This is a genomic window from Streptomyces sp. NPDC088794, assembly GCF_044750545.1.
Taxonomy (GTDB): domain Bacteria; phylum Actinomycetota; class Actinomycetes; order Streptomycetales; family Streptomycetaceae; genus Streptomyces.
Genome location: NZ_JBIVKB010000002.1, coordinates 501,498 through 519,613 on the forward strand (window position 1 = coordinate 501,498; position 18,116 = coordinate 519,613).

Annotated in this window: 17 protein-coding genes; 7 read left to right on the plus strand and 10 right to left on the minus strand. The window is 71.4% G+C overall.

The genetic code is table 11. The features are described from left to right. Window positions 1-29 precede the first annotated feature (29 nt). The 3 genes from ACIP6U_RS06875 to ACIP6U_RS06885 form a co-directional block, all read right to left on the minus strand. A complete protein-coding gene (locus ACIP6U_RS06875) occupies window positions 30-524 on the minus strand; it encodes a helix-turn-helix domain-containing protein (protein ID WP_401713839.1) in 495 nt (164 codons plus the stop codon). A gap of 233 nt (window positions 525-757) precedes the next feature. Then, on the minus strand, window positions 758-1,288 hold the full coding sequence (locus ACIP6U_RS06880; protein WP_401714423.1) for a DUF3017 domain-containing protein: 531 nt from the start codon (window positions 1,286-1,288) through the stop codon (window positions 758-760). An 82-nt stretch (window positions 1,289-1,370) separates the two neighbouring features. After that, window positions 1,371-2,228 (minus strand): bifunctional methylenetetrahydrofolate dehydrogenase/methenyltetrahydrofolate cyclohydrolase, encoded by an 858-nt coding sequence (locus ACIP6U_RS06885; RefSeq protein WP_123998210.1) that lies wholly within the window; start codon window positions 2,226-2,228, stop codon window positions 1,371-1,373. Between the two features lie 253 nt (window positions 2,229-2,481). On the opposite strand from ACIP6U_RS06885, the gene ACIP6U_RS06890 reads away from it, so the two are divergent. From ACIP6U_RS06890 to ACIP6U_RS06905, 4 genes are all read left to right on the plus strand, one after another. Further along, on the plus strand, window positions 2,482-3,171 hold the full coding sequence (locus tag ACIP6U_RS06890; protein ID WP_401713842.1) for an RDD family protein: 690 nt from the start codon (window positions 2,482-2,484) through the stop codon (window positions 3,169-3,171). A gap of 136 nt (window positions 3,172-3,307) precedes the next feature. Beyond that, entirely contained in the window at window positions 3,308-4,057 is a 750-nt protein-coding gene (locus tag ACIP6U_RS06895; protein WP_401713844.1) for an FHA domain-containing protein, read from the plus strand. After that, window positions 4,054-5,613, plus strand: coding sequence for a protein kinase (locus tag ACIP6U_RS06900; RefSeq protein WP_401713846.1), 1,560 nt, complete (start codon window positions 4,054-4,056; stop codon window positions 5,611-5,613). Before ACIP6U_RS06895 ends, ACIP6U_RS06900 begins: the two co-directional genes overlap by 4 nt. Before the next feature lie 90 nt (window positions 5,614-5,703). Further along, on the plus strand, window positions 5,704-6,105 hold the full coding sequence (locus ACIP6U_RS06905; RefSeq protein ID WP_401713848.1) for a hypothetical protein: 402 nt from the start codon (window positions 5,704-5,706) through the stop codon (window positions 6,103-6,105). 93 nt (window positions 6,106-6,198) lie between these two features. On the opposite strand, the gene ACIP6U_RS06910 is transcribed toward ACIP6U_RS06905, so the two are convergent. The 3 genes from ACIP6U_RS06910 to purN form a co-directional block, all read right to left on the minus strand. Beyond that, window positions 6,199-6,939, minus strand: a complete 741-nt coding sequence (locus tag ACIP6U_RS06910; RefSeq protein WP_401713850.1) for an AAA family ATPase — start codon at window positions 6,937-6,939, stop codon at window positions 6,199-6,201. Between the two features lie 120 nt (window positions 6,940-7,059). Beyond that, on the minus strand, window positions 7,060-8,634 hold the full coding sequence (gene purH, locus ACIP6U_RS06915; protein ID WP_401713852.1) for a bifunctional phosphoribosylaminoimidazolecarboxamide formyltransferase/IMP cyclohydrolase: 1,575 nt from the start codon (window positions 8,632-8,634) through the stop codon (window positions 7,060-7,062). Beyond that, the gene (gene purN / locus ACIP6U_RS06920; protein ID WP_401713854.1) at window positions 8,631-9,269 is read right to left on the minus strand and encodes a phosphoribosylglycinamide formyltransferase; all 639 of its coding nucleotides are present in this window, start codon (window positions 9,267-9,269) and stop codon (window positions 8,631-8,633) included. Before purN ends, purH begins: the two co-directional genes overlap by 4 nt. Before the next feature lie 334 nt (window positions 9,270-9,603). On the opposite strand from purN, the gene ACIP6U_RS06925 reads away from it, so the two are divergent. After that, window positions 9,604-10,425 (plus strand): hypothetical protein, encoded by an 822-nt coding sequence (locus ACIP6U_RS06925; protein ID WP_401713856.1) that lies wholly within the window; start codon window positions 9,604-9,606, stop codon window positions 10,423-10,425. Between the two features lie 137 nt (window positions 10,426-10,562). Continuing rightward, entirely contained in the window at window positions 10,563-11,150 is a 588-nt protein-coding gene (locus tag ACIP6U_RS06930; protein ID WP_401713858.1) for a hypothetical protein, read from the plus strand. A 139-nt stretch (window positions 11,151-11,289) separates the two neighbouring features. On the opposite strand, the gene ACIP6U_RS06935 is transcribed toward ACIP6U_RS06930, so the two are convergent. Then, window positions 11,290-12,921 (minus strand): DUF6350 family protein, encoded by a 1,632-nt coding sequence (locus tag ACIP6U_RS06935; RefSeq protein WP_401713860.1) that lies wholly within the window; start codon window positions 12,919-12,921, stop codon window positions 11,290-11,292. 96 nt (window positions 12,922-13,017) lie between these two features. On the opposite strand from ACIP6U_RS06935, the gene ACIP6U_RS06940 reads away from it, so the two are divergent. Further along, window positions 13,018-14,175: a helix-turn-helix domain-containing protein gene (locus ACIP6U_RS06940; RefSeq protein ID WP_401713862.1), complete on the plus strand. Its 1,158-nt coding sequence runs from the start codon at window positions 13,018-13,020 to the stop codon at window positions 14,173-14,175. Window positions 14,176-14,364: 189 nt separating this feature from the next. On the opposite strand, the gene sucD is transcribed toward ACIP6U_RS06940, so the two are convergent. The 3 genes from sucD to ACIP6U_RS06955 all read right to left on the minus strand — a co-directional run bounded on the left by sucD (window position 14,365) and on the right by ACIP6U_RS06955 (window position 17,925). Next, window positions 14,365-15,249, minus strand: coding sequence for a succinate--CoA ligase subunit alpha (gene sucD / locus ACIP6U_RS06945; protein ID WP_401713864.1), 885 nt, complete (start codon window positions 15,247-15,249; stop codon window positions 14,365-14,367). Between the two features lie 20 nt (window positions 15,250-15,269). After that, window positions 15,270-16,448, minus strand: coding sequence for an ADP-forming succinate--CoA ligase subunit beta (gene sucC / locus ACIP6U_RS06950; RefSeq protein WP_401713866.1), 1,179 nt, complete (start codon window positions 16,446-16,448; stop codon window positions 15,270-15,272). 511 nt (window positions 16,449-16,959) lie between these two features. Further along, entirely contained in the window at window positions 16,960-17,925 is a 966-nt protein-coding gene (locus ACIP6U_RS06955; RefSeq protein ID WP_401713868.1) for a hypothetical protein, read from the minus strand. Window positions 17,926-18,116 lie beyond the last annotated feature (191 nt).

The window sequence follows — 18,116 nt, forward strand, 5'->3', positions numbered from 1 at the left end:
CGGCCCTATTCGGCCCACCCAGGGGCAACTCACCCCAGTGCGAGGGCACCGACGACCGCGGCAAGGAGTAGGAACAGGAGCAGCAGTACGGCGTACAGGAGCAGTTTTCCGCCCGGCAGCCGTCCGCCGCGCTCCTCCTCGGGGGGCGTGTCCCACCAGGGCAGGGTGGGGTCGTCCTCGTACTCCTCGCCGCCGGGGGCGCCCGGGCCGCCCGGGGTGCCGGCGGGGCTCGACGGCAGGGTGGCCGGGCGGGGCCAGGCGCGGACGGCCAGTTCCCAGCGGACGGTGAAGCGTTCGGCGTCGGATCCGGCGAGGCCCGCGATCCGGCACAGGGCGGTGACGGCCTGGCGGGGCGGGGGCTGGGTGGCGTTGAGGTAGCGGTGCCAGGAGGACTTGCTGTAGGCGGTGCGGGCGCCGAGTGCGACGAGGCTGAGCCCCGTGCGGTCCTTGAGGAGCCGCAACTGCTCCACGAAGTGCCGCACCTCCGGCGGCAGATCGTCGGGCAGCGGCTGCCAGGCGCTCATCACACACCTCCATGGCGTCGCGTTGTCCGGTCGGTGCGATGGACGACGTCGGACGGTCGTTGGTTCCCGTGCGCGGCCCGCGCCGCCCGTGGCACGGCACGGACACCGTCACCGCTGTGCCACAGCGCGCTGACAGGCGTTGAACAGGCGGTTCGACGTGCACGAGGGTGAGGCGTGGCGACGGCCCGTCCTTGCTCGGGGGAGAGGACGGGCCGTCGTCGTGCGCGGTGGTCCTAGCTGCTGCTCACGGTGAAGTGCAGGGTGTCCTTGAGGAACGGGATCTGCAGCCAGGGGTGCGGCTGCACCATCATCGCCAGCAGGACGATCGCGAGGCCGAGCAGGCCGTACGTGGCGATGTCCGTGAAGCGGGAGCGTACGGCGAGCATGCCGACGTCGGGCATGACCCAGCGCAGCACACCGCCGGCCAGCAGGGCGACGCCGATCAGCAGCGTGCCGTACCGGAAGGCGTCCAGCGCGGTCAGCAGCAGGCCGAGCGCGACGAGCCCCAGCACGGCGAGGATCGGCCACTGCCGAGCGGGCGCCGGCGCGTCACGGGGCGCCGCCCGGCCACCGCCCTCGGGGCGCGCGGTGTCCCGCGTGAACAAGGGGAACCGCCGGGTACCGCGGCGCGGCTTCCGCCCGCTCTCGGCACCGGCGTCGGCGTCCTGCTCGGCGCCGCTCGCACTGATCGCACTCCGCACGACAGCCTCCGCCTGCTGCTCGGGCCCCTCCGGGGCGTCCGCCGTAGCTTCTTCGGCCCTCACGTCACCCGTCTCCGGGTCACCCGCCGCCGAGCCCTCGGCCCGCTCGGCGGGCTCCACGTCGGCCGACCCGGCCTCCCCCCGCTCAGCCGGCGGCACTGCGCTCCGCCGCCTCGACCACGTTGACCAGGAGCTGGGCCCGGGTCATCGGACCCACGCCGCCGGGGTTCGGGGAGATCCAGCCGGCCACCTCGGCGACGCCCGGGTGGACGTCGCCCACGATCTTGCCCTCGGCGCTGCGCGAGACGCCGACGTCGAGGACGGCCGCACCCGGCTTGACGTCCTCGGGGCGGACCAGGTGGGCGGAGCCGGCCGCCGCGACGATGATGTCGGCGCGCTTGAGGTGCGAGGAGAGGTCGCGCGTGCCGGTGTGGCACTGGGTCACGGTCGCGTTCTCGCTGCGGCGGGTGAGCAGCAGCGGCATCGGGCGGCCGATGGTGACACCGCGGCCGACGACCACGACCTCGGCGCCCTTGATCTCGACGCCGTACTGGCGGAGGAGGGTCAGGACGCCGTTGGGGGTGCAGGGCAGCGGGGCCGGCTCGTTGAGCACGAGGCGGCCGAGGTTCATCGGGTGCAGGCCGTCCGCGTCCTTGTCCGGGTCCATCAGCTCCAGGATCCGGTTCTCGTCGATGCCCTTGGGCAGCGGGAGTTGCACGATGTAACCCGTGCACTCCGGGTCCTCGTTCAGTTCGCGGACGACCGCCTCGATCTCCTCCTGCGTCGCCGTGGCGGGCAGTTCGCGCTGGATGGAGGCGATGCCGACCTGCGCGCAGTCGCGGTGCTTGCCGGCGACGTACTTCTGACTGCCGGGGTCGTCCCCGACCAGGATCGTGCCGAGGCCGGGCGTGACGCCCTTCTCCTTCAGCGCCGCCACGCGGGCGGTCAGGTCGGACTTGATCGCGGCTGCGGTGGCCTTGCCATCGAGAATCTGGGCGGTCATGACCCCATCCTCGCGGATGACCGGCCCCCGGTTCCAATCCGGGTCCCCGGCGCTCCCGTACCCGATATCCGGCCATGATCGTCGATGTTGCACTTGCACAACACATAGGGAATGCCGCTGGACAAGTAAGACGCGCGTGAAGAACGATGAGCGCCGCAGTACCGCGGTTCGTGTTCGGGGGGCAAACCGCTCACTTCATGTCGTTCCTCCGTGCGGTCCGCGCCGTCCCCATGCGCAACGGAGGAAACCAGCCATGAGCTTCGGTTCGCCGAACAACCCGTACGGACAGCCGCAGAATCCGCAGCAGCCCGGCTACGGCTACCCCCAGCAGGGCCAGCCCTATCCCCAGCAGGGCCAGCAGCCCCCCGGCTACGGCTATCCGCAGGCCCCCGGTGTCCCCCCGCAGCAGGGTTACGGCTATCCGCAGCAGCCCGGTTACCCCGGCGGCGGTCCCGGTCCGCGCGTCGCCTCGATGGGCCGCCGCTTCGGCGCCCGGGCGATCGACGCCGTGGTGTTCTCGATCATCTACACCGGTCTCGCCGTCGTGGGCGTCGCGGGTGCCTTCGCCTCTGCCAAGGACTGCGACCCGAACGCCGCCGACTACAACTCCTGCCTCGACAACGCGGGTTCGGACATCGCGGCCAAGTTCGGCGCGGTCGTCCTGGTCCTCGGGATCATCGGCCTGCTCTACGAACTGCTGATGATCGCCGCGTTCGGCGCCACCCTGGGCAAGCTCGCCGTCGGCATCCGCGTGGTGAAGGTCGACACCGGCCAGAAGCCGGGCCTGGGCTCCGCGTTCATCCGCTGGGTCATCCCGATGGTCGGCTCCCTCGCCTGCGGTATCGGCTCGCTTCTCGTCTACCTCTCGCCGTTCTGGGACAAGTCGGGCCGCCAGCAGGGCTGGCACGACAAGGCCGCGAGCACGATGGTCATCCAGAACTGACCCGCCGAACCATCGCGGGCATCACGTTCGCGCCATTCCTGTGCAAGGGCCGTGTCTCACCCGCCCTAGGGGGACACGGCCCTGCCACGTCCGCCTAGTCTGACCTCCGTAGCGGGCAGGCACGGGGAGACGCACCTTGTACAGCATCATCGTGGTACCTCCGACGACCACGGAGGACGAGCGCGACCGCACCCAGCTCCGGCTCGCGCCGGGCGAACGGATCACCTTCGGACGGCTGGCGCGCGACAACGACCTCGCGATCACGCACGACGGCGTGTCCCGCCGCGCGGGCGCGATCACCGCGCAGGGCGCCTTCTGGACGCTGAGCAACTTGAGCGGCGGGCAGACCTACGTCGTGGAGAACCCGGAGGGCGCGGGCGAGCACATCAAGGTCGGACCCGGCCGCCTCGACGCCCCGGTCCCCTTCGAGTTCTCGCGGATCGTGCTGCCGGCCGCGGGCGACCTGCTGCCGATCCAGGTGTGGGCACCGCGCCACGACTATCTGCGCACCGAGGGCGGCCTGGCCGGCGACACCACCGCGCCCGCCTTCTCCGTCGACCGCACCAAGCGCTACTTCGCGGTCCTGGCCGCCCTGTGCGAGCCCCGCCTGCGCGGCGAACCGCACGCCCCGCTGCCCACCGTCGACCAGGTCGTCGACCGGCTGCGCCCCAACTGGCCCGCCGCGTCCCGCACTTCGGTGCAGTGGAACATCGACTACCTGGCGGTGAAGCTGCGCCTGAAGCCCGGCCCCGAGGAGGCCGACTCGGGCCCGCGCCTCAACGGCAAGAAGGAGTCCCTGGTCTCCCTGGCGCTCCGCTTCGACCTGGTGCGCGAGGACGACCTGATCGTGCTGGCAGCCGAGCGGCCGGGCCGGGTGTCCCGGTGACCGAGCCGTACGCCGTGCCGGTGCCCAGCGGCTACCGGGTCGGTGCCTGGGAGGTGCGCGAGCCCATCGCGACGGGCGCCTTCGGCAGTGTCTACGAGGGCAGGCGCACCGGCGGCGACGGCGACCTCCCCCGCGTGGCCGCCCTCAAGTTCCTGCCCACCGGCACGGACACCCCGCGCCAACTGGCCCATCTGCGCGAACTCGTCGAGCGCGAGATCGACCTGTACCGCCGGCTGACCCGCCCCCGACTGATCCGGATGTACGAGACCCTCGTCGTCGACGACCCGCGGCGCCCCCGTCTCGACGGCGCCACCGTCCTCGTACTGGAGCGGGCGCAGCGCTCCCTGGCCGACCTGCTCGCCGCCGCGCCCCGCCCGGCCGCCGGGCCCGCGCTGCTGGCGCAGATCTGCGAGGGGCTGGCCCAGCTGCATCACGCGGGCTGGGTGCACGGGGACCTGAAACCGGCCAACGTGCTGCTGATGGCGGACGGTTCGGCGCGGCTCGCCGACTTCAACATGGCGGCCGAACTGGAGGGCACGCACGCGTACACGCCCGCGTTCTCCACCCCGGACTACACACCCCCCGAACTGCTCTGGGCGGAGATCGGCGAGCGCGGGCGCCGGATCCGCCCGTCGGCGGACGTCTGGGCGTTCGGTGTGCTGGCCCACCTCCTGCTGACCGGCGCCTTCCCGCTGCCCGGCGGCACCCCGAGCGCCCGCCGGGACGCGGCCGCCGCCTACGCGCGCGGTCACGACGAACTCCGGCTGGCGCCCGAACTCCCGGACGCCTGGCGGGAGATCGTGCGGGACTGTCTGGCCCGTACGCACGCCGACCGCATCGGCACCGACGCGCTGCTGCGCCGGGTCGAGGCGGCGGCCGGCACGGGCCGCTCCCCCAAGCTGCCCCGGGCCCCGCTGCCGCGCCGGCGCCGGGCCGTGCTGGCCGCGGTCTCGGCGGCCGCGACGGTCGCCGTGGCGGCGCTGGGGTACGGCATCAGCACCTGGGCCGACTCGGGCACGACGGGCGGCGCGAACGCGTCCGGCAAGAACACGGCCGCCACGTACGGGGCCGCCGAACTCCGCACCGACAAGGGCGTCCCGGTGCAGTACCGGCGGATGATCGTCGACTCGGCCCACGACTGTCTCCAGCACGAGGTCTCGCCCGCGCTCATCGCGGCGATGCTCAAGACGGAGAGCAACTTCGACGCCGATCTGTCGGATCCGACCGCGGGCGGGGAGGGCGAGTACGGCATCGCCCGCTGGACCCCGAGCGTGCTGCGCTGGTGGCTCCGCTCGGACGGCGTCCCGGCCAAGAAGACTCCCCGACCGCCGCTCACGCCGGCCCAGTCGATCCCGGCGATGGCCCGCTACCTGTGCTTCATGGAACCGCGCCTGGACACCTCGCTGCCCGGCGACCGCCGCCTCCTGCTCGCCGCCTCCTACCGGACCTCGTACAAGAAGGTGAACGCGACCGGCGGCATCCCCGAGCAGAACCGTGCCTACACCACCCGCGTCGCCCATTACCTCAAGGAGTACACGCCGCCGGGCGCGAAGTGACCCTGAGAGTTCCGAGGTTCCGCGCGCGGGCGGCGTACACCACGGTGGTCGTGTCCACCAACGGGGGTGGCAGCACCGGAGGGACACACCATGAAGCGCATCCTCGCCTCGATCGGCGCGGCGGCGGTACTGGCGGCGAGCGCCGTCGCCCTGACGCCGGCGAGCGCGTCGGCGGCGAGCGGCTGCTGGGGGGACGCAGGCGAGAAGTCGTTCAACGGCAAGACGTACACCGCCCGTTACTGCCACAACTACCAGGGCGACGTCGTCGGCTTCTTCGAGACGGACACCGGCTATCTCTACGCCGGGGACAACTGGTTCGTCTGCCAGGTCCAGTACGGCGAGAACGCACCGGTCGGCGACGCCCGCAACAACTGGTGGCTCTACACCCAGGGCGACGACGCCTACTCCGAGGACGGCTGGGGCTGGTTCCCGGCGAACAAGGTCTCGGGCGGCAACAACTACGAGCCCATCCCTGGTCTCGCCATCTGCTGACGCCCGGCTCACGGCGGAGTTCCGGCTTCCTCGGGGGAGGGCCGGAGCTCCGCTTCCGCCGTGCCCGTCCGACTCCTCACCGGCGGTGCCCGCTCAACTCCCCACGATGTGCCGCAGATAGAGCCACGGGTCGTCCAGATACCGCCGCCAGTGGTCGACGATCTCCAGGTCCTGCCACTGGGCCGGCCGCATCCCGTGCTCGCCCACCTCGACGATCGCCGCGCCGGGCAGCGCGGTCAGCAGGGGCGAGTGCGTGGCGCAGACGACCTGGCCGCCGGCGCGCGTCAACTCGTCGAGCAGCCCGACCAGTTCCAGGCAGGAGGCGAAGGACAGGGCGGCCTCGGGCTCGTCCAGGACATACAGCCCCGGCTCGTGGAAGCGCTCGCGGAAGGCCATCAGGAAACCCTCGCCGTGGCTCATCTCCTCCGGGGATCCCGATATCCGCCCGCGCCCCCGCTCCCTGCCGAGCGCGTCGAGCGCGGTCTCGGCCCGCAGGAAGAAGCCTTTACGACGGGTCCGCGGCCCCTGGAGCATCCGCCGCCCGGTCTTCGCCGCCTCGAACCGCATGCGCCCGCCCAGCGGCGACGGCTCACGCGGCCCCGCGTACCGGTTCCCTGCCGACCCGCCCCAGGAATCCAGGCCGAAGGCCTCGGCCAGTGCCTCGACGAGGGTCGACTTCCCCGATCCGTTCTCCCCCACCAGGAACGTGACCGGGGCGGTGAACCGGAGCCCGCCGTCGAGCAGCTGCCGCACGCACGGCACCGACCACGGCCACTGACTCCCGTCGCCCCGGTCGGCCTCGGCGACATGCGCGTAGGCGCGTTCGACGATCATGCCCTCAAGGCTCTCACCCACCACTGACAACGGCAGGGGACAGCGACAGGCGACAACGGCAGGGGGAAACGGCAGGGCGGCGACCGGATCGCTCCGACCGCCGCCCGTTCTCCCTTGCCGTCAGTGGAAGAAGTGCCGCGTCCCCGTGAAGTACATGGTGACGCCGGCCTTCTTCGCGGCCTCCACGACCAGTTCGTCGCGGACCGAACCGCCGGGCTGGACCACGGCCTTGACGCCGGCCGCGGTGAGGATCTCCAGGCCGTCGGGGAAGGGGAAGAAGGCGTCGGAGGCGGCGTACGCGCCACGCGCGCGTTCCTCACCGGCCCGCTCGACGGCCAGCTTCGCGGAGTCGACGCGGTTGACCTGACCCATGCCGACGCCGACGGAGGCACCGTCCTTGGCGAGCAGGATGGCGTTGGACTTCACCGCCCGGCAGGCCTTCCAGGCGAAGGACAGCTCGGCCAGCTCGTCGGCGGTCAGGGCCTCGCCGGTCGCCAGCGTCCAGTTGGCCGGGTCGTCGCCGTCGGCCTGGAGCCGGTCGGTGACCTGGAGCAGGGCGCCCCCGTCGATGGGCTTGACCTCGGCCGGGTGGGAGGGCGCGGCCAGCGCCTTCAGCACCCGGATGTTCTTCTTCTTGGCGAGGGCCTCCAGGGCCCCCTCCTCGTAGTCGGGCGCGACGATGACCTCGGTGAAGATCTCGGCGACCTGCTCCGCCATCTCCTTGCTGACCGGCCGGTTGACGGCGATCACACCACCGAACGCCGACAGCGGGTCGCACGCGTGCGCCTTGCGGTGCGCCTCGGCGACGTCCGAGGCGATCGCGATCCCGCACGGGTTGGCGTGCTTGATGATCGCGACACAGGGCTCGTCGTGGTCGTACGCGGCACGACGGGCGGCATCCGTGTCCGTGTAGTTGTTGTACGACATCTCCTTGCCGTGCAGCTGCTCCGCCTCGGCGAGACCGACACCCGTGCCGTCGACGTAGAGGGCGGCGGGCTGGTGCGGGTTCTCGCCGTACCGCAGGGTGTTCTTGCGCTCCAGGGTGGCGCCCAGGAAGTCGGGGAACAGCGAGTCGTCCACGGGCGCGTAGGCGCTCGCGAACCAGGAGGCGACCGCGATGTCGTAGGTCGCCGTGTGCTGGAAGGCCTCGGCGGCGAGCCGCTTGCGGGTGGAGAGGTCGAACCCGCCGTGCTGCACGGCGGCCAGGACATCGCCGTACCGCGCGGGGCTGGTGACCACGGACACGGACGGATGGTTCTTGGCGGCGGCGCGCACCATCGACGGACCGCCGATGTCGATCTGCTCGACGCACTCGTCGGGCGAGGCGCCCGAGGCGACGGTCTCGCGGAACGGGTAGAGGTTGACGACGACGAGGTCGAAGGGCTCGACACCCAGCTCGGCGAGCTGCTGCCGGTGGCTCTCCAGCCGCAGGTCGGCCAGGATGCCCGCGTGCACCTTGGGGTGCAGGGTCTTGACCCGGCCGTCCAGGCACTCGGGGAAGCCGGTGAGCTCCTCGACCTTGGTGACGGGGACACCGGCGGCGGCGATGCGGGCGGCGGTGGAACCGGTGGAGACGAGCGCGACCCCGGCCTCGTGCAGCCCGCGCGCCAGCTCTTCCAGACCGGTCTTGTCGTAGACGCTGACGAGCGCCCGGCGAATCGCGCGCTTGCCGTTCTCGATGGTCTCGGCGGTCACTGGATAACTACCTTTCGTCCCTCAATGCGATGGCCGTTGCGGGCGAGCCGCCCCACGACCTCGACGAGCAGCCTTCGCTCGACTTCCTTGATGCGCTCGTGCAGAGCGCTCTCGTCGTCCTCGTCCCGGACCTCGACCACGCCCTGGGCGATGATCGGTCCGGTGTCGACGCCGTCGTCGACGAAGTGGACGGTGCAACCGGTCACCTTGGCGCCGTACGCGAGCGCGTCCCGCACGCCGTGGGCCCCCGGGAAACTGGGCAGCAGCGCGGGATGCGTGTTCACGAACCGCCCCCCGAAGAGCGCGAGGAACTCCTTCCCCACGATCTTCATGAACCCGGCGGAGACCACGAGATCGGGGTCGTGGTCGGCCACGGCCTGCGCGAGGGCGGCGTCCCACTCCCCCCGGCTCCCGAAGTCCTTCACCCTGCACACGAAGGTCGGCAGCCCGGCCCGCTCGGCGCGCGCGAGCCCCTCGATGCCGTCGCGGTCGGCGCCGACGGCCACGATCTCGGCGCCGTAGGCCTCGATGCCGGTCCGCTGGATCTCGTCGAGCAGCGCCTGAAGGTTGGTGCCGGATCCGGAGACCAGCACGACGAGGCGCTTGACCGCTCGGCCGGCGGGAGTGGCGGCCACGGTGGGGCCCTTTCTCGGGGGAGCATCTGTACGGCCGGTTTGTACAGTCGTACGAATGCTTCGCGCCCCGGGATACGGGGAAGTCTACGAAGCGGTCGGCCGTCAGCAACGATACCGGCACACCGGACGGCCCCCGTGGGACGGGGGCGTGGCCGGAAGGTAGCGTCTGCGAGGGACGGGCTCGGGAACGCGGTGGTGGTGCGACGCGTTCACGAAGTGACAGTTCGCGCGCTTTACCTGACCACTCGCATACCTGGCCGGCCACGAACCTGGCCAACCGCACAGCACGACCGCACCCGAATCGGAATCGGACCAAGGGGAAGACGCTCACTTGATGTCGGACCGCAGCCTGCGACTCTTCACGCTCTCTCCGCTCCCGGCGCGGGGAGGGGAGCGTGGCGCCGTCCTGCTCCGAGAGCGCCCCGCCTCGCCCCCGGACGCGCCCTCGGGCAAGAAGACCGGCGACGGCGACGAGCAGAGCGGCGCCGGCCAGAGCGGTGGCGGCCAGCACAGTGCCGGCCAGGACGACAACCCGTTCGCGCCGCCGCCGGAGGGCACGCCGGACCGCCCCTGGCAGCCGCGCCGCCCCACGGAGGGCGACGACGCGCAGGGCGACGGCGATTCACCATCCCCCTGGGGCAGCCAGTGGAGCGACCGCCAGCCCGGCCGCTCCCAGGGCGGCTTCGGCGACCGCCCCGGAGACCGCCCCGGCCCCCCGGCCCCCGAGAACCCGGGCGGCAACGGCCCGAACACGGGCATGCGCTGGGACCCGACGGACCCCATCCAGCGCCGCGCCCGCTACTCCCTGCTCTCCGGCATGTGGGCGTTCTTCTTCGCCCTCTTCAGCTGGCCGTACGTGGCCCTGCTCCTCGGGGCGCTCTCCCTCTACTGGGGCATCAGCGCGCTGCGCGCGAAGGCCCGAGCGGCCCAGGACACCACCGACACGTCCGCCCCGCGCCCCCAGACCACGGCAGCGATCAGCGGCCTGGTCACGGCGACCCTGGCCATCGCCCTGGTGGGCGCGACGTTCACCGCCCAGCTGGTGTACAGCGACTACTACACCTGCACCAGCGACGCCCTCACCAACCAGGCGAAGCAGGCCTGCGAGCAGCTGCTGCCGTCGGAGCTGCGGAACATTCTGGGGACGAACAGCTGATGTAACAGGCGGGTCGTCGGGGGGAGTTCGTGGTGCGGGATCAGGATCAGGACCGGGAGTGCTGGTTCTGCGAGAAGGCCGCACCGCCGTCGTGGCACGACCGCGTCATGGGCTTGCACCGAGACGCTGAAACGAACATGACGGCATGGATCGTGGTCCTGCGCACCACGTGGCGCAGGGAGGTGGTGCACGTACCGAGGTGCGCGCGCTGCCACACGGGCCACCAGCTGGAAGTGACAGCGGCGATACTCTTCGCGGCCTCCCTGATCGCCTACTCGGCAAGCGGCCAGCTGGACCACCTCCTCGGCATTGTGCCGACGTCACCCACGGAAAGAACGGTCGCGGCGATCTGGGCGATCGTGGCCTGCCTGCCCGGACTGACGTGGCTCGCGATCAGACACGCTCACCTGCCGTGGCGCCGCCTGGCCCCCCACCGCCTGGGCTACGCCCGCCACCACCCGGAGTTCGTAAGCCTCCTGGACGACGGCTGGAAACCAAGACCGGGCCCGTTCCCGTACTGGGGAAACCCCCCGAACCCCCACCACCCGCCCCCACCGGGCAGACTCCGACGCGTCATTGGCCGGGCCATAGACGTCATCGCGGGAGCATCGGCCATCGCCATCTTCGTCGCGTACTTCAAGGGCTACGAGGAACTGGCCGGAGGTTTCATCGCGACAACGGCGGGGCTGGCCTTCCTGTCCTCAAAGATCAAACCCGAGAGCTGACGGCAGCCCGCATCTTTCAGCCCGTCCGGCGTTTGAGGACGAGGCCCCTTCAGGGCCGATCGGGGTCCGGGGCGGAGCCCCGGCGGGGTCGAAGGGGCAGCGCCCCTGGGGATGGGACGGGTAGGGGCGGCGGGGGCGATCAACCCCCGTCAGAACCATCCGCCGCCTCCCGAAGCGCCGCCCACCGAGCCTCCCGCGCAGCGTCATCGTGCCAACCCCCCTCCACCGGCTCGACCGGCAACAGGTCATACGGCTCCAACGCATCATCGCTCCGCTGATCCCGCAGCAACGCGGCCACGACAGCCCCCTGAACCACCGGCCCCTCAGCCGCAGCAGCCCCTTCCTCACAGGCCCCCGCTCCTCGCACCTCCCCACCCCCCTTCCGAATCCCCAGCCACCCCACCACCGCACCCACCCGAAACCCCGCCCCAACCTCACGCCCCCGCCACCCACGAACCCCCAACGCGACCGGCACCCCCACCCCCGCCATCCACACAACCGCCACCCCACCCACCTGCCACCACACCGGCCCGAACTGAGCCAACGCCCCCACCCCGAGCCGCCCACCCGCAAGCCCCGCCAGAACCGCGACCATCCCCCCACCCAGCACCGCCGCCACCCCACAAACCCCAGCAGTCCGCCCCCGCGACCACCTCTCACCCCCGCCCCCGACACCGGCCCCCCGCCCCACGAACCACCCCATCACCACGCCCGCAACGACCGGCACCACCCCCACCGCCCACTCCAACGGCCCCCCGCCCCCCACCCCCGGCACCGCGGCCAACAACGGAAACGGCGGCAGCAACGGCGCGGGATCGGACGCCAACGGCCCCACCACATGCCCCGCCCCCAGCACGAACCCCGGCCCCACCCCGTACCCCACCGCCCACACCACCGCGTTCGGCACCAACGCCACACACAGCAACAGCACCGCGAACCGCCCCGACCACCCCTCCGTCAACTGCAGAAACGACCCCCGAACCACCCCGCCGTGCCACACCAGCGAGCCCCCGAGCAACAACGCCCCACCCCCGACAAGCACCGCCACCCCGGCCAGCCCACCCCGCACGGCCACCCCGAGCCGTTCCCGTGCCTCCACCCCGAGCACCAGCCGCCGCAACGACCCCGGCAACAGAATCAGCACCCCGTCGGCGACATCCCGCGGACGCCCGTACGCCGTCCACACCCCCACCCCCGCCGCCACCACGACCACCGTCGGCAGACACACCACGGTCCACGCCCACGAGGGCCGCAACTCCCCGCCGGACGCGTACAGCGCGGCAGCCGTCCCCACGCCGAGATACCCGACCACGACCCCGACCCACGCCGTACGCCCGGCCACCAGCGGCCGATCACCGTCCCCGCCCTCCCCCTCGTCCCCATCCACACCGTCGCCCGCTCCCCCGCCCCCGTCGACGGCATCCCGCGCCGCCCGATGCACCAGCCACACGGGCACCGCGAGCAACAGCAAGGGGGTGACACCGACCGGCGCGGGAACGCCGGAGAGCGTGTCGGTACGGACCAGTTCGGCACCGTGCGCGAGCAGCCACAGCGCCGCCGCGACATGCAGCGCGCCCCCGGGCCCGCTGTCGGGATACGGCGAACTGATCCACAGCACCATCACGAGCACGGCGAACGACCCCAGCCCGAGGCCGGCCGCGAGCACACCACCCAGGAGGCTGGCAGCCAGTCCGGGTGATCGGTCGAGCATCCGGGTGAGCAGGGACGACAACGGCGATCGACGAGCGGTCATCTGGATCACGCCCGTCATGCTCCCAACGACACGCGCTTTTTCGTCGTAACAGGCGAACCTCCGAAGTGTCGCCCAATATATATTTATGTACTTTTTCGTACGAAGGGGCGTCCTGTGACGCAGAGCCCTGCAACTCCCCTCCCCTCACCCAAGGAACGCCGACGCCTTCGCGAGTCCGGCTCGCTGACGCAGGCTCAGGTCGCCGAACGGGTCGGCGTCTCGCGCGAGACCGTCCGCTCCTGGGAGACAGGCCGCACGACTCCACGCGGCGACAAACGGGAGGCGTACGCGAAACTGCTGGCTTCGCTCGAATGCCCGACTCCCCGTCAGGAGCCGCCGAATCCCCGGCCGGTGACGGTGTCTCTGGAAAAGCCACAGAAGCCGAAGTCAAAGCCGGAGCCAGAGTCAGCGCCGGAGCCGGTGCCGGAGTCAGTGCCGGAGCCCGCCGCCGTGCCCGCCACCGAACCTGCCACCCCCCTGACGCCCACTCAGGCCTTCGACGCGCTCTACGCGTTCTGCGCCCCCGCCCTCGTACGCCAGGCCTATCTCCTCACCGGCCGCCGCGAACTCGCGCGCGAGTCGGTCGAGCGGGCCTTTCAACTCGCCTGGCAGCGCTGGCCCGAGGTGGCGGTCGACCGGGACCCGGCGGGCTGGGTGCGGGCGACGGCGTACGAATACGCGCTCTCCCCCTGGCACCGCCTCCGCCCGCGCTACCGCCACCCCGAGCCGCCACCCCCCGACGCGGCCGACCGCGCCTTGCTGACCGCCCTCCTCAAACTCCCGGCCCCGCACCGCCGCACCCTCATGCTCTACGACGGTGTCGGCCTCGACTTGCCCGAGACGGCGGCGGAGACGGAGGCGAGCACGCCGGCGACGGCCAACCGGCTGCTGCACGCGCGCGAGGCGCTGGCCGCGCGGTTGCCGGAGTTGGCGGACCCCGCGGTGCTGCATCGGCGGCTGGCCGAGGTTGCCGCGACGGAGCGGCTGCGCGCGGCTCGGCCGCCGGCGGTGCGGATCGGGAGTGAGCGGAGGGCACGTTTCTGGACGCGGGCGGCGATCGCGTTCACCATCGCCCTGATCGGCACGACGGCCCTCACGGTGCGGACGGCTCCCACGCACTACGAGCCACCGATCGCCCCCGGGGCGGAGGTGCAGGGTGTGCCACCGCAGGTGGCGCCGGGTTCTTTGTCGGACGAGGAGATCGAGCTCCGGGAGAAGCTGCACGGCGAGATGACGAGCGGACCCGAGAGACTGCTTCCGCTGAGTCGTTAGCCGCGGCCCGGTGGGGCTGGTCGCGCAGGTCCCCGCGCCCCTTAAAAGCAGGTCGGCTCGGACGCCCCATCTTTTAGGGGCGCGGGGAACTGCGCGACCAGCCACAACGAACCCGCACCCGCCCGACAACACGCCGATGGGCCCGCCCCAACCCACAGAACGAGCCCATCAACGTTCAGCTAGCTGACCTCAGCCGCCCAAGATCTCGCGCGCGAGCTTGGCCGTCTCGGTCGGCGTCTTGCCGACCTTGACGCCCGCGGCCTCAAGGGCCTCCTTCTTCGCCGCGGCCGTACCGGAGGAGCCGGAGACGATGGCGCCGGCGTGGCCCATCGTCTTGCCCTCGGGCGCGGTGAAGCCCGCGACGTAACCGACGACCGGCTTGGTCACGTTCTTCGCGATGAAGTCCGCGGCCCGCTCCTCCGCGTCGCCACCGATCTCACCGATCATCACGATCAGGTCGGTGTCGGGGTCGGCCTCGAAGGCGGCCAGAGCGTCGATGTGGGTGGTGCCGATGACGGGGTCGCCACCGATGCCCACCGCCGACGAGAAGCCGATGTCACGGAGCTCGTACATCATCTGGTACGTCAGCGTGCCGGACTTCGAGACCAGGCCGATACGGCCCGGCTTCGTGATGTCGCCCGGGATGATGCCGGCGTTCGACTGGCCGGGGGTGATCAGACCCGGGCAGTTCGGACCGATGATGCGCGTCTTGTTGCCCTTCGCGACCGCGTACGCGTAGAACGCGGCCGAGTCGTGGACGGCGATGCCCTCGGTGATGACGACCGCGAGCGGGATCTCGGCGTCGATGGCCTCGACGACGGCGGCCTTGGAGAAGGCCGGCGGTACGAAGAGGACGGATACGTTCGCGCCCGTCTTCTCGATCGCCTCGGCGACCGTGCCGAAGACCGGGATCTCGGTGCCGTCGAAGTCGACGGACGTGCCCGCCTTACGCGGGTTCACGCCGCCGACGATGTTCGTGCCGTCGGCCAGCATGAGCTTGGTGTGCTTCATGCCCGTGGCACCGGTCATGCCCTGGACGATGACCTTGCTGTCCTTGTTGAGGAAGATAGCCATGGCTGTTAGTCCCTCGTCCCTTACTTCGCAGCCGCGAGCTCGGCGGCCTTGTCGGCCGCGCCGTCCATGGTGTCCACGCGCTGGACCAGCGGGTGGTTGGCGTCGGAGAGGATCTTGCGACCCAGCTCGGCGTTGTTGCCGTCGAGACGGACGACCAGCGGCTTGGTGACGTCCTCGCCCTTGTCCGCGAGCAGCTGCAGCGCCTGGACGATGCCGTTGGCCACCTCGTCGCAGGCGGTGATGCCGCCGAAGACGTTGACGAAGACGGACTTGACGTCCGGGTCGCCGAGGATGATCTCCAGGCCGTTCGCCATCACGGCCGCGGACGCGCCGCCGCCGATGTCGAGGAAGTTGGCGGGCTTGACCCCACCGTGCGCCTCACCGGCGTACGCGACGACGTCGAGGGTGCTCATGACGAGACCCGCGCCGTTGCCGATGATGCCGACCTCGCCGTCGAGCTTGACGTAGTTGAGGTTCTTGGCCTTGGCCGCGGCCTCGAGCGGGTTGGCCGAGTCCTTGTCCTCGAGCGCCTCGTGCTCCGGCTGGCGGAACTCGGCGTTCTCGTCGAGGGAGACCTTGCCGTCAAGGGCGATGACCTTGCCGGAGGCGACCTTGGCGAGCGGGTTGACCTCGACCAGGAGGGCGTCCTCCTTGACGAAGGTGTCCCACAGCGTCACCAGGATCTCGGCGACCTGCTCGGCCACGTCGGCCGGGAACTTCGCCTGCGCGACGATCTCGCGGGCCTTCTCGATCGAGACACCCTCGTTGGCGTCGACCGGGACCTTCGCGAGGGCCTCGGGGTTCTCCTCCGCGACGACCTCGATCTCCACGCCGCCCTGGACGGACGCCATGGCGAGGAAGGTGCGGTTGGTGCGGTCGAGAAGGAAGGAGACGTAGTACTCCTCCAGGATCTCGGGCGCGGTCTCGGCGATCATCACCTTGTGGACCGTGTGGCCCTTGATGTCCATGCCGAGGATGTCCGTCGCACGCGCGACGGCCTCGTCCGGGGTGGCGGCGAGCTTCACGCCACCGGCCTTGCCACGGCCGCCGACCTTCACCTGGGCCTTGACGACGGACTTGCCACCGAGCCGCTCGGTGGCTGCGCGGGCCGCCTCAGGCGTGTCGATGACTTCACCGGCCAGCACCGGTACATCGTGCTTGGCGAAGAGGTCCCTCGCCTGATACTCGAACAGGTCCACGCGCTTCCGTCCTCAGTGATCTCGCGGTTCGTTGGATGCGTGGGCGTGCCGCGAAGGGCAACGTGACGTCCGCTGTCACAAGGGAGGCGCACACGGTGACCGAGCGCGCGGCATGTCCGTCTCGCAGGTTATCGCTGCTTGCGGAGGGCCCCTAAATCGAGGGTCACACCTGAGCGGTGATACCTGTCACATGATGCCGTGCTCACTGGCACGCCGTGCCGCGAGTGAGGCCCCACCAGGCTGGGGTTGACCCGGTGGGGCCCCTGGTACCGCCCCGAGGGGCGCGGAACGGGTGACGCCCACCCCAATGGGAATCACCCGCCCCGACCGCGGGATGTCAGCAGGACCGACCGACGGTTTTCGGTCGTCCTTGCTCAGGACCCGCGGAGTCGTGAACGGCGGCAGGCAGCAGGAAGCAGAAAGAACAGGAAGCAGAAAGAAAGGGGAGGGGACAGCAAGGGAGGGAGCAGCAGAGGAGCCGGGAGGGTCCTGAGTGCCGTGGGAGACCGCTCTACGCGGGGGAGACCGGAATGTCCCGGTGCCTGTCCCGGATCTCGGCCGCCCCGGACCGCCCGGCGGCACCGGCCACGAACCGCAACGGCACCCGGTGAGTCAGCGCGACCGCATGCGCGTCACCGTGCCGCGAGGAACCACCGTCGACACCCGAACGGCTGCCCGCCGCACCATCGCTCGGGTCACCGCCCGGCGCCTGGTGCACGGGCGCGTACCCGGCACCGGCAACCCGCTGACCACGGCTCGGCGCCGAAACATGCCCGACGGCACCGGCATCGACGACGAGCAGCGGGCCGTACGTCGTCGATCCGACCTCGGCCGAGCCGCTCCGTCCCCTGGCCTTGCCGTTGTCCTTACCCGGGACCCTGCCTGTCGTGTGCCCGGCGCCGTCCGGCTGAGGCGCCTGCACGACGGGCGCGGGGGTGGGGGCGGGCAACGTCTGTCCCGGCGCTTCGGGAGGCTCCGGCTGCGTGGGCAGGGTGGGGAGCGTGGGCAGCGCAGGGAGGTCCGGGAGCGAGGAGAGGATCGGCAACGACGACAGCGGCGGTATCTGCGCGGTCACCTCGCCCAGCTCGTCGGTGACCGCCTGCACGACTCCGCCGACCGGCTCCAGGACCCCGCCGTTCACGGACTGCACGACGTGATCGGCCACCGCGACCGGCTTGACCCGCCTCGGCGACTCCGTCGACTTCGGCGGCCTCGGCAGCTCCGTCGGCCTCGGCGGCTTCAAGGGCCTGACTCCAGCCGGCGCCCGCGGCTTGAGCAACTGCCCCACCACATGCACCGTCAACGGCCGCACCGACGATCCCGAGGTCACCCCGTCCGCCGCCTGTGCCTGCTCTCCGCAGAGGAGCCCGACCGCGAACAACCCGCCCACCAGTAACGCCACTTGCAGCGCACGCCGCCCAACCGCCGTGCGCATCACGCGCAGAGCGGCACCGGGCAGTGCTGCGGGCCGGTTCAAGTGGGGGCGGGTCCTCCCGTACGGGCGGGCGACTCATGCGCACCGCTGGCGGGCGTCGATCCTTGCACGCCCCTGCCGAGGTTGCGCAAGCCCCCTGTTACCGATGGACACTCATGTCCGTTTTGCTGCCCGCGCCGGTGTCAACGGATCGACAAGTCGCCCACCAAGTCGCCCGCCTCGCGCACGAGTTG